This window comes from Aquisalimonas lutea (assembly GCF_030409225.1).
Taxonomy (GTDB): Bacteria; Pseudomonadota; Gammaproteobacteria; order Nitrococcales; family Aquisalimonadaceae; genus Aquisalimonas; species Aquisalimonas lutea.
Genome location: NZ_JAUFPK010000005.1, coordinates 466,489 through 480,095 on the forward strand (window position 1 = coordinate 466,489; position 13,607 = coordinate 480,095).

Below are 13,607 nucleotides of genomic sequence, written 5' to 3' on the forward strand. Positions count from 1 at the left end.
CCCCGCACGCGCCCGGGCATGACCGGTCGGGGTGCGCAGTGACGGCCGGGACGGAGGCGTTGTTCCAGCGCTACGGTGCGGCCTACAAGTGGCTCGCCACCGCCACGGTCATGCTCGGCACGCTGTCCATGACCCTGGCCACGACCATCGTCAATGTGGCCATCCCGGACATCATGGCCGATTTCGGCATCGCCCAGAGCCGGGCGCAGTGGCTGTCCACCGGCTTCCTGGCGGCGATGACGGCCTGCATGCTGCTGTCCGCCTGGGCGCTCAGCGCCTTGGGCATGCGGGCGGCCTACATCGGCGCCATGGTCGTGTTCATCCTCGCCGCGTTGGCCGGCGGCCTGAGTGTCAGCGCCGACATGGTCATCGTCTCCCGGGTGCTGCAGGGGGCCATGGCCGGGATCATCCAGCCCCTGGCCATGACCGTGATCTTCCAGGTGTTCCCGCCGCGTCAGCGCGGCCTGGGCATGGGCATCTACGGCCTGGGGGTGATCCTGGGCCCGGCCGTGGGACCGGTGCTGGGCGGCGTCCTGGTGGACTGGTTCTCCTGGCGGGCGGTGTTCTTCCTGCCGCTGCCCACCTCGGTGCTGGGCATGGTCTTCGCCCTGCTGTTCACCGCCGGCCGCGACCGTGACGAGCCGCGCCCGGGCTTCGACTGGCTGGGGGTGGCCCTGCTGTGCGCGTCGCTGGTCTGCCTGCTCTGGGCGACGTCCAACGGCCAGCGACTGGGCTGGAGCAGCCCCTTGATCCTGGGTCTTCTGGCGGCTGCCCTGGTCGCGGCGGTCGCCTTTGTCCTGTGGCAGCTGCGCTGCCGCGAGCCGCTGCTCAACGTGCGCATTTTCGCCGTGCCCGGGTTCGCCGCGGGCTCGGCCGTGGGCTTCTGTTTCGGGGCGGCGCTGTTCGGCACCACCTACCTCATTCCGCTGTTCGTCCAGGATATCCAGGGGTTTACCGCCACCGAGGCGGGCCTGCTGCTCATGCCCGCCGGGCTGGTGATGGCGCTGAGCTTCCCGGTGGCCGGCTACCTCAGCGACCGTGTGCCCCCGGACGTCCCCATTGGCGCCGGCCTGGTCCTGATCGCGCTGTCGTGCTTCGTGCTGGGCTACGCCGACGCCACCACGGGCTTCTGGGTGATGGCGTTCTGGGTCATCGTGGGGCGGGTCGGCATGGGGCTGGGCCTGCCGTCCATCAACACGGGTTCCCTGCGGACCCTGGACTTCCGGCTAGTTTCCCAGGGCGCCGGGGCCGTGAATTTCTCCCGCCAGCTCGGGGGCGCCCTGGGGGTGAACGCATTGTCCGTGCTTCTGGACCGCCGAACGTGGTTCCATACGGAGGTGATGGCGCAGATGCGCACGGCGGATCATCCGGCTCACCGGGAGCTGTTGCGGCAGTTCCGGGAGCTGGCCGGGCGGCTCGGGGTCGAGCCCGGGCGCCTGGAGCCGGACGCGCTACGCTTTCTCGGTGACGTGGTGTACCGCCAGGCGTACACCCTCGGGTTCCAGGACAGCTTCCTGGCACTCGGCGTGGTGTTCCTGCTGGCGCTGTTCCCGGCCTGGCTTATGGGGAGGTTCGCAAGACAATGACACTCTATCGGCGGATTCTGATGGCCTACGACGGTACCGAGCACGGGCGTCTGGCACTGGAGCAGGGCGCGGAGGTGGCGCGCACGAACGACGCCGAGGTGCACCTGCTGGCGGTTCTGCGCCTGCCGGCGTCCCTGGGGTTCATGCAGGAAGGCTACCCGCAGCAGTGGATCGACGAGCAGATGGAGGCGGTGCGCAAGACCCTGGACGAAGGGGTGAGCCGCCTGCGCGATGCGGGCCTGGAAGTGACCGGCTACCAGCGCGAGGGCGAGCCCGTGATCGAGATCAGCCACCTCGCGCGGGAGCTGGACGTGGACCTGGTGGTGGTGGGGCACACTCCCCGCGGCCGCCTGGCCCGCTGGTGGCACGGCTCGGTGGGCACCACGCTGCTGGACGAGCTGCGCTGCAGCATTCTCGTGGTGATGCCGCGGGAGGGCGAGCCCGGCGCGTCCCGGGACGCGTAGCGGCGAGTCGACAGGCGCCGGCCGCTCGGTGCGGCCGGTGCACGGGTTTCAATGACGGAGGGACTCCATGAGTGCAAACCCACGGGTTCTCGTTGTCGGGGCCGGGGCCATCGGCGCCTTCTACGGCGCCATCCTGCACCGCGGTGGTGCGCAGGTCGAGGTGGTCAGCCGCTCCGAGGCCGAGGAGATCAACGAGCGCGGCTTCCGCATCCACAGTCAGGATCTGGGCGATCTGTCGTTCCAGCCGGCCGTGGTGTATTCCCGTGTCGAGGACATCACCCAGCCGCCGGACTTCGTGCTGCTGAGCGTGAAAGTGCTGGACGACCTGGACCGGGCCGCGCTGATCCGCCCGGCCGTGGGGCCGGAGACCGCCATCGTGCTGGTGGAGAACGGCGTCGACATCGAGCGCCCCATCAAGGAGGCCTTTCCCGGCAACCCGCTGGTGAGCGGGCTGGCGTTCGTGGCGGTGAGCCGCACCGGCCGGGCCCAGGCCGAGCACAAGGCTTACGGGCGCCTGGTCATCGGCGAGTATCCCGCCGGCACGGGGGCCGCCTGCGAGCGGTTCGCCGGCCTGCTGGAAGCGGGCGGGGTGAGCTGCCCGGTCTCCGACGACCTGGTGACCGAGCGCTGGCGCAAGGCGGTGTGGAATGCCGCCTTCAATCCGGTGTCCGTGCTCGCCGGCGGCGCCACCACGACCACCATGCTGGATGCCCCCGGCGGTGAGGCGTTCATGGTCACGCTCATGGACGAGGTCTGCGCCGTGGCCGCGGCCGCCGGGCACCCGCTGGACCCGGAGCTGCCGCGCAAGGCCATCCCCGGTACCCGCAAGATGCCGCCCTATCACAACAGCATGGCGCTGGACTTTCTCAACGGCCGGCCCATGGAGGTGGAGGCCATCCTGGGCAACGTCGTCCGCGCGGCCCGGGAGAACGGCGTGGCCGTGCCCCACCTCGACAGCGTGTACGCGGCCACCAAGATGGCGCAGCAGCGCATCGCCGTGGAGGGACCGGCCGCATAGCGCGCCCCGGACGAAGCGGCTCTAGGGTGGACCTCGAGGTCCACCCTACGCGCGCACCCACCCCCGCATCCGGTGCCGTTCCCGCCCTCGCATCACGGACCCGACTGATGCCCGAGGGACGGCAGCCACAGGGAGATCTCCGGGACCAGGATCAGGATGATGGTCGCGAAGATCATGATGGCGATGAACGGCGGCGTCCCGCGGATGACGTCGAAGTACGGGCGCCGGAACACGGCCATGGCCGTGAAGATGTCGCAGCCGAACGGCGGCGTGGCCGAGCCGATGGCCGCCTGCAGGGTCACGATGACGCCCACGTGCACCGGGTCCAGCCCCGTGGCGTCCACCAGGGGCTGGAACAGCGGCGTCAGGATCAGGATGACCACGATGGGGTCGACGAACATGCAGCCGATGAAGAACGCCACGGCGATGAGCAACAGCGCCAGGGTCGGGCTGCCGCCGAACGACTGGATGATGGGCTGCAGGATCTGCTGCGGCACCCCGGCCGTGGACAGCGCCTGGGAGAAGGCGTAGCCCACGGCCACCAGGATGAACACCACCGCGGTAATCATGCCGGTGGACAGGGCAATGGAGCCGAGGTCCCGCAGGCCGATCTTGCGGTAGATGATGACTTCCAGGATGAAGGCGTACAGCACGGCCATGGCGGACGCGTCCACCGGGCTGAACGTGCCGGTGTAGATGCCGCCGACCACGATCACCGGGAAGCCCAGCGGCAGCAACGCCTGGCGCAGCGCGGTCAGGCGCTCGCGCCAGGGGGTGCGCTCCTCCACCTCGATGCCCAGAATCCGCGAGGCGATGTAGCAGTACACCGAGATCAGCAGAAGCACCAGGATGCCCGGCAGGATGCCGGCGATGAACAGGTCGCCGATGGAGGCGCCGCGGGCGATGACGCCGTAGACGATCATGCCGATGCTCGGCGGGATCAGCAGCGCGATGTCGCTGGCGTTGATGATCAACGCCAGGGTGAAGTTGTCGGTGTAGCCCTTCTGCAGCAGGCGCGGGCGCATGGGCCCGCCCATGGCGACCACGGTCGCCTGGGTCGAGCCGGACACGGCCCCGAACAGGGTGCAGCTGATGGCCGTGGTGATCGGCAGGCCGCCCCGGAGATGCCCGGCGAAGGCGCTGACCAGGTCCAGCAGCCGGTTGGCCGTGTGGCCCTTGGTCATGATGTCGGCGGCGAAGATGAACATGGGCACGGCGGCCAGCACCCACTGCTCCACCCCGGAGAACATCCAGCTGACTCCCTGGTCCATGCCGAAGAAGGTCATGCCGGTGAACATCATGAACATCGTCGCCGCCAGCAGCGGGACCATCATGGGGAAGCCCAGCAGGAGCAGGACCACCATGAGGATTACCATCCAGGTCAGCATTCCGCGTGTCCTCTTTCTTGTGCCGGGTGGGGCGGCGGTGCGCCGTTACCGCTGCTCCTGCCCTTCTTCGTCGGGGATTTCGTCGGGCACCTCGTCGTAGCCTTCCAGCTCCGTGAATGACCGGTAGACCTCGCGGGTGGTCAGGTTCCGGAAAGCCGTGAGCCAGTACTGGATGCCGGCGAGGGCGAAGCCGATGGGCATGGAAAGGTAGACGAGCCACAAGGGAATGCGCAGCGCCGAGGTGCTGCGCTCACGCTCGAAGGTCGTCTGTACGTACCCGGCCGCCTCCCAGGCCATGTAGAGCATCAACGCGCCGGTGCCCACGCAGATGACGATGATGAGCACCTTGCGTGCCATGCCCTGGAGCTGGTCGTAGAGTGCCGACATGCTGATGTGCCGCGCCCGCCGCACGGCGTAGCTCACGCCGACGAAGGTGATGAGCACCAGCAGGATCTCGGTGACCTCCGTACGCCCCGGTATGCCCAGCTGGATCGTCATGCGCCCGAGGACGTGCGTCACCATGAGCACGGCCATGACGATGACGGCCCCGCCGACGATGGTGGCCTCGATGGTTTCCAGGATACGGTCGATGGTGCGGATGACAGTCGTCGCAGCCGATGCCGGCCTCTTCTGCGTCGAGCCTGTGGTCATGGAATGCGCCCCCACGCGTGCAACGGTTATCTCGGTCTGAGTCGACAATAACGCACTTGGCCCACTTTGCACACTTTATGGCACCTCCTGCACAAATGCGCCCCGGTGGTGCATTTGTGCACATCCGCAGTGCAGCATCGCGCCGGTGTCCGTGACCCCGTTCACAAAACATAGACAGCCCGGACCCCTGTGTTAGTGTTACAGGAGGCTGACCGTTCAGCACCCCTGAGCACAACCAACACGAACGCAGAAACGGGAGGTAAATCATGCTCTGGCGAAACAGCTTGTGTGTAGCAGTTGCCCTTGGTCTGGCTACCGCGGGTTCCCAGGCCGCGGCCTTCGAGGAGCAGACATGGCGCTTCGGTCTCGAGGAGATCGAGGGCAGCGTGCAGTACGAGTACGCGGCGCAGTTCGCCGAGCTCATGGACGAGAAGACCGACGGCGCGGTGACCGTGGAGCTGTACCCCTACGGCCAGCTCGGCGGCCTGACCGACATCTACGACGCGGCCCAGAGCGGCTCCATCCAGCTGGCCTTCGGTTCCGGCTTCCTCGGCGGGACCGTGCCCGAGAGTCAGATCTTCAGCCTCAACTTCGTGCTCACCGACGACGAGTGGACCAACACGCAGATCCTGAACTCCGAGGAGTTCCTCATGAGCGACGCCTTCCAGGAGTCGTTCCGCGAGCGGAATCTGCACCCCATCGCCGTGGTTCCGGAAGGCTGGCAGGTGTGGACGGCCAACCAGCCCATCCGCAGCCCGGAGGACATGGACGGCCTGGCGATCCGCACCATGGACAACCGCCTGCTGCGCGAGACGTACCAGGCCTACGGCGCGGACCCGCTCACGGTCGAGTACGGTGAGCTGTACTCGGCGCTGCAGCTCGGCCAGGCCGAGGGCAACATCCAGCCGGTGTTCGCCCACGAGGAGATGAACTTCTACGAAGTTCAGGACTACATGATCTTCGCCAACCACGCCCAGTTCATCGCCACGTTCATGGGCAACAAGGAATGGTGGGACGGCCTGTCCGACGAGATGAAGGGCGTCATCCACGAGGCCCGGCAGGAGCTGGTGAAGTACATCCACGACAGGCAGCAGGAGCTCAATACCGAGCGGCTGGAGACCATCAAGGAAAACAGCGACATCGAGATCATCCGGCTCGACCAGGAGCAGCGGCAGGCCTTCGCCGAGCTGGCGCGGCCGGTCCGGGATGTCTTTGTCGACATGACCGGTGACCGCGGCGAGGAGCTGTTGAACATCCTGCTCGAGCAGGTGGAACAGGCACGCAACGAGTGACACCGGACGGGGCCGGCTCCACCGGCCCCGATGGACACGACGGCCCGGCCCTGTGTGGTCGGGCCGTTTTTCGTTGGCAGGACCCGCGGCAAAAGCCCGCGGCTCGTGCCATGATTGTGCTAGAACCGCTCGGGTACGGTGGTCCGAGCGGACGGAAGGAGCGTTCAAGACGATGCACCGGAGGAAGGTATGACTGCGACTGCGTCCCGGATGATGGCCCTGGGGACACCGATGCCCCGGTTCCGCCTGCAGGATACCGAGGGCAACATTGTCGCCAGTGACGATTTCGCCGACGCCGACGCGGTGCTGGTGGTCTTCATGTGCAATCACTGCCCGTTCGTGCGTCACCTGGCGTCGCACCTGGCCAGTTTCGCCCGGGAGTTCATGCCGCGCGGGCTGGCGGTCGTGGGGGTGAACGCCAACGATGCCGAGCAGTACCCGGACGACGACCTCGAGGGGATGCGGCGGGAGAAGGCACGAGTCGGCTATCCCTTCCCCTACGTGTTCGATGCCGAGCAGACCGTGGCCCACGCCTTCGGTGCCGCCTGCACGCCGGATTTCTTCCTGTTCGACGGCGACGGCCTGCTCGCCTATCGCGGGCAGTACGACGGCAGCCGGCCGGGCAATGACGTCGCCGTCACCGGCGACGACCTGCGCGAGGCGGCGACGGCAGTGCTCACGGGCCGCGAGGTCCCCGTGGAGCAGAAGCCCAGCATGGGCTGCAATATCAAGTGGAAACCCGGCAACGAGCCGGATTGACCCGCCTTCCCCGGGCGATTGTCCCGGCTACAACCGTTTCCGTTGTCCCAGGCGTGCCCGGCGCGTAAAGGGCAGGACGCGGTCGCTCCGGGGCGGGGCATCGGGGTGCGGCTCCGAGCTCCGCTTACGGCCCTGCTTTCGCTGAAGCAGGGCCTACCCTCCGCTCCGGCCTGGCCGGCTGACAGCACATCCCTGTGCTGACAGCCGGTGGCGGCATCCCTGCCGCCACCCTTCGGGCCGGGCGGCCTGCGCTCCGGCGCTGCGCAAGTCGCCGCACCCCGATGCCCCGCCCCGGAGCGACCGCGTCCTGCTCGATGCCTGCGCGTGGTGGTGACCGGGTATCGTCGCGGGCTCCCCGCCATGTACCAAGGGAGGTCCCTACACCCGGATCTTGTTGGCGAGGGCCGGGTTCCGGCGCAGCTCCTCGAGATCGCTGTCGTCCGGCACCTGGGGCCGGTCGCGGTTGCGGTCGACAATGCACAGGAAGCCCAGGGGCTCGCCCCGGGAGGCATGGAACTGGTGCCACTGGTGGGGGGCGATGTAGACGCAGTCGTGCAGGCCGATGGCCTCGACGCGGTCGTGCAGCACCACCTCCCCGCAGCCCCGGATGACCACCACCGAGTGCGGGTGCTCGTGATGCTCCAGGGACGAGTAGCCGCCGGGCTGGATCTCGAAATAGCGGGTAATGAAGTTCAGCCGTTCCTCGCCCTCGTTGTCCCCCAGCAGCGTCTGCCGATGGATGGCGCGAAAGCCCGTGCCTTCGGTCTTGTACTCGTGGATCGGGACGTCCCAGCGGTAGTCCCGGGCGCGCACGATTCTGGCCATGTATGCTCCGCGGTGTTGCGGTCTGCCGGTTGCCGTCGCCGGCGGACCTGGTGGACGCGGCCCGTATCGCTCAGCCGCGGCCGATGGCTTCGCGCAGGGACGCGGTCGCACGCGTGAGATCGCCCTGCGCGTACAGGCTGCCGCCGATCAGTAATATGGTATCGGTGCCGTAGCGCGTGATCCAGTCGGCGGCCCGGGCGGCGTCCACGCCTCCGCCCGGAGTCGGGGCCGCGGGGCGCAGCGTCCCCAGCGGATACCGCAGGCGATGATTGATGGCCTCGCAGGTGGCGAGGCTGAATCCGAAGCGGCCGCCGCTGTTGGGGTAGATGGAGGCGTCCGCGCCGGCGATGCGGAACAGGTCCCCCAGCAGCAGGTCCGGCGACAGCCCGTGCTCCGGCCGGAAGTAGCTGCCGGTGAGCGCCGGGTGCGCCATGAGCACCAGGCCGAAACGGTCCCGCGCCCAGCGCATAGCGTCCAGGCCGGTAATCCAGGGGCTGATGAGCACCCCCCGGCAGCCGGCATCCCGGGCAGCGGCAAGGCGTGCTTCCAGGGCGGGCCAGGGCGCGGTGACATTGGGCAGGTACAGGCTGTTGCCCCCGGTCTCCGCGTTGGCCCGGGCCACGGCCTCCTGGCAGGCGGCCAGGCGCTCGCGGAACGGCGCGGAAGGCTGATCGGCGATACCGTGGTCGTCCTTGATGAGATCCATGCCCCCCAGGGCGAACCGGTGGGCGCGCTCCGCCAGAGCGGCCGGTCCCAGCCCCACGGGTTTCAGCGCGGTGCACAGCAGGGCCTCGCCGGCCGGCACGCCCGTGGCCTCGCGGATGCCCGCCATGCCGTGGCCCGGCCCGCCCAGTGCATCGAGCAGGCCGGCCGGCCAGCGGATGTCCGTGAGACGGATGCCGTCCTGCAGCGAGATATTGCCGAACAGGGTGTTCAGCAGCTGGGTCAGCTCGCTGCCGACGAGGTCGGCGTCGAAGCTGATGGTGGCCTCGTAGCGCTGCTCGGGCAGCGCCGACAGCCGCTCCACGCGTCCGACCACCCGGTCGCCGAGGGGGGCGGGCACGCAGGCGGCCGGCAGCTCCACCGTCTGCTCCAGCGCGATGCCGCGGGCCTTGTCCTCGGCGCTTTCGTCGGCGGCGCAGGTCAGCAGGTAGTCGACTTGCAGCCGTTCAGCCATGGGGAGCCTCCTTCGGCCCCGGGGTTGCCGGGTCCGCCCTGCGCGGCCCGCCCCGGGTGGTCAGCACGCCGGCGATGATGACCAGCAGCATGCCGGTAAACGTCGCCATGTCCAGGTACTCGTCCCAGAACAGCCATCCCAGCAGGGCGCCGAAGACCACGGACACGTAGGTGAACGGCCCGATCTGGCCGGCGGGCGCCAGGGCGTAGGCCCGCGTGAGCAGCAGCTGCGCTGCCGTGGCGCAGCCGCCCATGGCGAGCAGCCAGGCGAAGGTGCGCGGCGCCGGTGTCTGCCAGCTCCACAGCAGCGGCACGGCGGAGATCAGCGTGGCGAAGGTGCCGAACCAGAACACCGTGCGCACCGCCGGCTCGGTGCGGCTCATGCGCCGGATGGTGACCTTCGCCAGCCCCGCCAGGAATGCGCCCGCCAGCCCGATCACGGCCACCGGCGGAATGCCGCCGGCGTCCGGCTGCAGGATGAAGGCCACTCCGGCGAAGCCGACGACGATGGCCAGCCGCGCGCTTGCGGGGATGGTCTCGCCGAGCCAGGCCAGGGCGATCAGCGGAATGAAGAACGGCGCCGTGAGCTTGAACAGCAGCGCCTCCGCCAGCGCCATGTGGGCGATGGTATAGAAGAAGCAGTACATCGCGGACACGCCCACCGCCGCGCGCAGGAAATGCAGGTGGGGCACCCGGGTGGCGACGCTGGCCAGCCCGTTGCGCAGGACCAGGGGCAGCAGCACCAGGAGCCCGAACAGATTGCGGAAGAACACCAGCATCGCCTCGGGCGTGGTCTCCGCGAGCACCTTGATTGCGGCGCTCATGCTCGCCAGCAGGAACTCGGAGGCGACGATGAAAAGCGCCCCCAGCAGGAGATTCCGTTGCATGCACAGGTCCAAAACCGATCAGTATACCGCAGACGCGGCCGCCAGTGGCTCATCAGCCCGCCCGCTGGGCAACCGTGACGGCGTTGCCGCCGCTCTCCCGGGAGAGCTGCACAGCGCTGTCAGCGGCCAGGAGCAGCTCGTCCGACGATACCGCCAGGTCCGGGTAGCCCGCCACGCCGATGGAGGCCGGGATGCCGGCGACGGTACTCTCCGGCAGCGGCACCTTCAGGGTGGCGACCATCTCCCGGAGTTCCTCGGCACGCCGCCGCGTGTCGTTGAGGTCGGCCTCCGGCAGCAGGATCACGAACGTGTCGTCATCGATCCGGCATGCCGCGTCGGAGCCGCGGAACGTGGACTGCAGCAACCCGGCGACCGCCTGGAGCAGGCGATCGCCGGCGCCCCGCCCGAGGCGCCGGTTGAACGCGGCGAGGCCGTCGAGATCCATCTGGATGATTCCCAGCGGCTGCTTGCCGCGACGGCAGCGGTGAAGCTCCCGCTCCAGGGTGTCCTCCAGGTAGCGGCGATTGAACAGCCCCGTGAGCGACTCCCGCACGGAGCGATGACGCGAGACCACACGCAGATGGATGGTGCTCAGGGCCAGGCCGGCCGTGGTGACCAGCACGCGCAGCAGGGATGCAGCGGCGTCGTCGGCGTTTTCCGGCTCCGCAAGCCAGACGCGGCATTCCCCCAGATCCAGGCCGCCGCCGGCCAGCGGCAGCCGCAGTGCCGGCGCCGCATCGCCGCGGCTGATCCGCTCCAGCGCCTCGGGCATGTCCCGGGGGCGCTTGCTGCCCTCGACCCAGCATGCCTCGCCCTGCCAGAACGCGGCCAGCGCCGGGGCGTCGCCCGCATCCGAGCGCAGCAGCACGACGCACCCGGCCTCCGGGGCCAGTGCGCCGCCGTGCCGGGCGAGCTCCTCCAGCACCGTGCGGGTGCTGGTCGCCCCGGCGACGGCCGCCACCGCGTCCGGGAGCGCGGCACCGGAGGCTGCTTCACCGGTGCCCGGCGCGTGCACCTGACGGCGCGCTGCTTCCAGGGTGCGGGCGGCTTCCTGCTGGGCCTGCAGGGCGGCGTCGAGCAGCGCCGGCACATCCGGCGGCGTGGTGGCATCGTTCATGACGGGTCGTCCTCTTCTGGTTGTCCCCGAGCCTTTCGCGTCGCCGAGCGTACCTGGCCGTAGAAGCGCAGCGCCATGATGGGCGAACCCACCAGGGCGACGGCGATGAGCACGAAAGCGATCAGGATGGCCCAGTCCGGCAGCACCGGCCAGATCCACGTCGCGAACCCGTACAGCAGCACCACGTAGAACGCGACCACGACCAGGGCTCCGACGATGGCGACAAGCAGGCGGGACATTATCGGTGGTCTTCCGCGCGCCACTCCTGCAGCCGGCTGCCGACCATGCCCAGGAACGGCCAGGCCACCAGGGACTGCGCGAAACGCATGGTGGAATTCTGGGCCTCGTCCGACACCAGGCACGTCTCCAGGTCCTCGGCGATGCCGGTGACGGCCATGATCTCCTGTTCCAGGTGCTGCATGGCCTCCAGCGGAATGACCCCGTCGATGTGGGTGACGTTGACGCGCTTGCCCCAGTAGCTGCTGGGCACGGCGGCAAGCATGAACGGCTGCGAATCGGCATTCATCACGGCATTGAGATTCACCGGCAGGTTCAGCGCCGGCAGCGGCAGGTGGCCCGGGGTGAGCACGATCTCCAGATGGTAGCAGTTGTCCGGCACGGCGCCGTCGTACTTCTGGTGGGCGAGCCGGCCGAGCTGGCTCTCGTGGATCTTGACCACCACGTCGGCGCTGGTTTTCTGGAAATCGATCCATTGCTTGTATGCGGCTTCCCGGCGCTGGATCTCCTCCTCCAGCTCCGCCGGATCGTGGCCGCGGAAGGAGACGTCGCGCTCGAATTTCCAGCGCCACTTCACGTCCCGGTCGGTGTCCACGTACAGGGCGAAGTCCAGCAGCGGGCACAGGTGCTCGTAGAGCGCGTGCAGGCCCTCGATGATGACCACGGGTGTCGGGCGGACGATCTGGGGCGCGTCGAAGCAGCCGGTCTGGTGGTTGTATACCGGCACCTCCACCGGGCGCCCGCCGCGCAGCGCGCGCAGGTGCTCCTCGATGAGGTCCAGGTGATTGTTGGCCGGGTCCAGGGGCAGGCGGCCGCTGCGGCGGCGTTGTGCGCGATCCTCGCGGTGATAGCCGTCCAGCGGAATGGAGGTGACCAGATCGTTGCCCAGCAGGCGGCGGATGCCGTGGGTATACGTCGTCTTGCCGCTGCCGCTGTCGCCGGCCACCCCCAGGAGCAGCGGGCGGCGGGCCGAGCCGAGCAGGGTACGCAGATCGGAAGTCTCGGCGGCGCGTGCGAATGCGTCCTGAGCCATGGGCAACGTGTCTCCAGGGTCGTCCGGGGGGCGCCGGGGTGACATTTCACCGCAGGTTCCTTACCGTTGGAAAGCTTCGCAAGAATACCGTATCTCGGGGGGAATCCATGAGCCTGAAGACGACCGACCTGTGCGACGAGCACGCCGAGGAGCTGAGCATCGCCACGCCGCTGTTCCACGACTACGGCGGTCGACGTGCCTTCCACGGCCCCGTCAGCACCGTCAAGGTATTCGAGGACAACTCGCTGGTCCGCCAGGCCCTGGAAGAGCCGGGCGAAGGCCGGGTGCTGGTCGTCGACGGCGGCGGCTCCATGCGCTGCGCTCTGCTCGGCGACAATCTCGCCGGGATGGGGCGGAGCAACGGCTGGACGGGCATCGTCGTCTACGGCTGTATCCGTGATTCCGGCGATATCGCTACCATGGACATCGGCGTCAAGGCCCTGAACACGCATCCGCTGAAGAGTGTCAAGAAGGGCGAGGGCGAGCGCGACGTATCCGTCACCCTGGCCGGGATCACCATTCGCGCCGGGCACTATCTGTACGCGGATGAAGACGGTCTTGTCGTTGCGGCGCGGCCCGTCCACGAGAACCGATAAAGGAGGCACGCATGGACCAGCCCGTCAGCACGCTCCTGGAGCAGCGCCCGGGGGATGTCCACACGGTCGGCATCACGGCAACGGTCGCCGAGCTGATGGAATACATTTACGGCGGCTACGGGCCGCAGGCGCAAGTGGATGCATGAGCGACGAAGCCGTTCGCGTCGATAAGTGGCTCTGGGCGGCGCGGTTCTTCAAGACGCGCCGGCTGGCCACGGAGGCCGTGCAGGGCGGCAAGGTGGAAGTCAACGACGCCCGGGCCAAGCCGGCCCGGACCATCCGCCCGGGCGACGAGCTGCGCGTGCGCAAGGATGCCTACGAGTTCCACGTGATCGTGCACGCCGTCTCGGACAAGCGGGGCCCGGCGAAGGTCGCCGAGACCCTCTACGAGGAGACCCCGGAGAGCATCGCCCGCCGGGAGCAGACCCGGGAGCAGATCCGCGCCCAGAACGCCGCCTTCCCGCAGCCGAAACACCGCCCGGACAAGCACGACCGCAAGCACCTGGCGCGGTTCAAGCGGGGTGGCTGACCTTCCCCGCGGTCGCCGCGGGGAAGGCGGGGAACAGGTCCCGTGTCCC

Annotated in this window: 16 protein-coding genes; 8 read left to right on the forward strand and 8 right to left on the reverse strand. The window is 68.8% G+C overall.

What is annotated here, in order from left to right:
- Nucleotides 1–38 precede the first annotated feature (38 nt).
- The 3 genes from QWY84_RS16435 to QWY84_RS16445 all read left to right on the forward strand — a co-directional run bounded on the left by QWY84_RS16435 (nucleotide 39) and on the right by QWY84_RS16445 (nucleotide 3,068).
- A complete protein-coding gene (locus tag QWY84_RS16435; RefSeq protein WP_290203983.1) occupies nucleotides 39–1,586 on the forward strand; it encodes an MDR family MFS transporter in 1,548 nt (515 codons plus the stop codon).
- The gene (locus tag QWY84_RS16440) at nucleotides 1,583–2,050 is read left to right on the forward strand and encodes a universal stress protein (RefSeq protein ID WP_290203984.1); all 468 of its coding nucleotides are present in this window, start codon (nucleotides 1,583–1,585) and stop codon (nucleotides 2,048–2,050) included. Before QWY84_RS16435 ends, QWY84_RS16440 begins: the two co-directional genes overlap by 4 nt.
- Before the next feature lie 67 nt (nucleotides 2,051–2,117).
- Nucleotides 2,118–3,068: a ketopantoate reductase family protein gene (locus QWY84_RS16445; protein ID WP_290203985.1), complete on the forward strand. Its 951-nt coding sequence runs from the start codon at nucleotides 2,118–2,120 to the stop codon at nucleotides 3,066–3,068.
- Between the two features lie 92 nt (nucleotides 3,069–3,160).
- On the opposite strand, the gene QWY84_RS16450 is transcribed toward QWY84_RS16445, so the two are convergent.
- Both QWY84_RS16450 and QWY84_RS16455 read right to left on the reverse strand, forming a co-directional pair.
- The gene (locus tag QWY84_RS16450; protein WP_290203986.1) at nucleotides 3,161–4,456 is read right to left on the reverse strand and encodes a TRAP transporter large permease; all 1,296 of its coding nucleotides are present in this window, start codon (nucleotides 4,454–4,456) and stop codon (nucleotides 3,161–3,163) included.
- Between the two features lie 45 nt (nucleotides 4,457–4,501).
- On the reverse strand, nucleotides 4,502–5,107 hold the full coding sequence (locus QWY84_RS16455) for a TRAP transporter small permease (RefSeq protein ID WP_290203987.1): 606 nt from the start codon (nucleotides 5,105–5,107) through the stop codon (nucleotides 4,502–4,504).
- Between the two features lie 266 nt (nucleotides 5,108–5,373).
- On the opposite strand from QWY84_RS16455, the gene QWY84_RS16460 reads away from it, so the two are divergent.
- Nucleotides 5,374–6,399, forward strand: a complete 1,026-nt coding sequence (locus QWY84_RS16460) for a TRAP transporter substrate-binding protein (RefSeq protein WP_290203988.1) — start codon at nucleotides 5,374–5,376, stop codon at nucleotides 6,397–6,399.
- A 189-nt stretch (nucleotides 6,400–6,588) separates the two neighbouring features.
- Nucleotides 6,589–7,158: a thioredoxin family protein gene (locus tag QWY84_RS16465; protein ID WP_290203989.1), complete on the forward strand. Its 570-nt coding sequence runs from the start codon at nucleotides 6,589–6,591 to the stop codon at nucleotides 7,156–7,158.
- A gap of 378 nt (nucleotides 7,159–7,536) precedes the next feature.
- Here QWY84_RS16465 and QWY84_RS16470 read toward each other — a convergent pair whose 3' ends face one another.
- The 6 genes from QWY84_RS16470 to QWY84_RS16495 all read right to left on the reverse strand — a co-directional run bounded on the left by QWY84_RS16470 (nucleotide 7,537) and on the right by QWY84_RS16495 (nucleotide 12,433).
- Nucleotides 7,537–7,983: a cupin domain-containing protein gene (locus QWY84_RS16470; RefSeq protein ID WP_290203990.1), complete on the reverse strand. Its 447-nt coding sequence runs from the start codon at nucleotides 7,981–7,983 to the stop codon at nucleotides 7,537–7,539.
- Between the two features lie 70 nt (nucleotides 7,984–8,053).
- Nucleotides 8,054–9,160, reverse strand: a complete 1,107-nt coding sequence (locus QWY84_RS16475; RefSeq protein WP_290203991.1) for a RuBisCO large subunit C-terminal-like domain-containing protein — start codon at nucleotides 9,158–9,160, stop codon at nucleotides 8,054–8,056.
- A complete protein-coding gene (locus QWY84_RS16480) occupies nucleotides 9,153–10,046 on the reverse strand; it encodes a DMT family transporter (RefSeq protein WP_290203992.1) in 894 nt (297 codons plus the stop codon). Before QWY84_RS16480 ends, QWY84_RS16475 begins: the two co-directional genes overlap by 8 nt.
- A 52-nt stretch (nucleotides 10,047–10,098) precedes the next feature.
- Nucleotides 10,099–11,163 carry a GGDEF domain-containing protein gene (locus QWY84_RS16485; RefSeq protein WP_290203993.1) on the reverse strand — a complete coding sequence of 355 codons (1,065 nt, stop codon included), beginning with the start codon at nucleotides 11,161–11,163 and terminating at the stop codon, nucleotides 10,099–10,101.
- Nucleotides 11,160–11,402: a hypothetical protein gene (locus QWY84_RS16490; protein ID WP_290203994.1), complete on the reverse strand. Its 243-nt coding sequence runs from the start codon at nucleotides 11,400–11,402 to the stop codon at nucleotides 11,160–11,162. The genes QWY84_RS16485 and QWY84_RS16490 overlap by 4 nt, the downstream gene beginning before the upstream one ends.
- On the reverse strand, nucleotides 11,402–12,433 hold the full coding sequence (locus QWY84_RS16495) for a phosphoribulokinase (protein ID WP_290203995.1): 1,032 nt from the start codon (nucleotides 12,431–12,433) through the stop codon (nucleotides 11,402–11,404). Before QWY84_RS16495 ends, QWY84_RS16490 begins: the two co-directional genes overlap by 1 nt.
- Before the next feature lie 107 nt (nucleotides 12,434–12,540).
- Between QWY84_RS16495 and rraA the strand changes: the two genes are divergently transcribed.
- The 3 genes from rraA to QWY84_RS16510 are packed head-to-tail and all read left to right on the forward strand — an operon-like array spanning nucleotide 12,541 to nucleotide 13,558.
- A complete protein-coding gene (gene rraA / locus QWY84_RS16500) occupies nucleotides 12,541–13,029 on the forward strand; it encodes a ribonuclease E activity regulator RraA (protein ID WP_290203996.1) in 489 nt (162 codons plus the stop codon).
- Nucleotides 13,030–13,040: 11 nt separating this feature from the next.
- Complete coding sequence (locus QWY84_RS16505) at nucleotides 13,041–13,175, forward strand: hypothetical protein (protein WP_290203997.1); 135 nt, start codon at nucleotides 13,041–13,043, stop codon at nucleotides 13,173–13,175.
- On the forward strand, nucleotides 13,172–13,558 hold the full coding sequence (locus QWY84_RS16510; protein ID WP_290203998.1) for an RNA-binding S4 domain-containing protein: 387 nt from the start codon (nucleotides 13,172–13,174) through the stop codon (nucleotides 13,556–13,558). The genes QWY84_RS16505 and QWY84_RS16510 overlap by 4 nt, the downstream gene beginning before the upstream one ends.
- Nucleotides 13,559–13,607: the final 49 nt, after the last annotated feature.